This is a genomic window from Sphaerotilus sulfidivorans (assembly GCF_013426975.1).
Classification (GTDB): Bacteria; Pseudomonadota; Gammaproteobacteria; order Burkholderiales; family Burkholderiaceae_C; genus Sphaerotilus; species Sphaerotilus sulfidivorans.
Genome location: NZ_JACCPY010000082.1, coordinates 1 through 730 on the forward strand (window position 1 = coordinate 1; position 730 = coordinate 730).

Here is a 730-nt window from a genome sequence, read left to right on the forward strand (position 1 = left end):
CGCTGACGATCACGGTGACGGCGAAGGACGGGAGCAACGCCGCGGCCAGTGATTCCTTCGTGCTGACGATCGCCAACGTCAACGATGCGCCGACGGTGGCGTCTCCGATCACTGACCAGAGCGCGACCGAGGATCAGCCCTTCAGCTTCCAGATCCCTGCCGGGACGTTTGCCGATGTCGACGCGGGCGACTCGCTGAGCTACACGACGAGCACGCTGCCGAGCTGGCTGAGCTTCGATGCCGCGACACGCACCTTCAGCGGCACACCGGCCAATGCTGATGTCGGTTCGCTGACGATCACGGTGACGGCGAAGGACGGCAGCAACGCCGCGGCCAGCGATTCCTTCGTGCTGACGATCGCCAACGTCAACGATGCACCGACAGTCGCCACGCCAATCGCCGACCAGAGCGTGACGCAAGATCAGCCCTTCAGCTTCCAGCTTCCGGCCGAGACGTTTGTCGATGTCGATGCGGGCGACTCGCTGAGCTACACGACGAGCACGCTGCCGAGCTGGCTGAGCTTCGATGCCGCGACGCGCACCTTCAGCGGCACGCCGACCAACGCCGATGTCGGTTCGCTGACGATCACGGTGACGGCGAAGGATGGCAGCAACGCCACGGCCAGCGATTCCTTCGTGCTGACGGTCGCCAACGTCAACGATGCACCGACGGTGGCGTCTCCGATCGCCGATCAGAGTGCGACCGAAGATCAGCCCTTCAGCTTCCAGCT

At 64.5% G+C, this 730-nt stretch carries 1 protein-coding gene; it reads left to right on the top strand.

Going from position 1 to position 730, the window contains the following annotated elements; translation table 11 throughout:
• Positions 1–14: 14 nt before the first annotated feature.
• The coding region (locus HZU84_RS20020) for a putative Ig domain-containing protein (RefSeq protein WP_219341031.1) at positions 15–730 on the top strand (716 nt) is incomplete at its 3' end.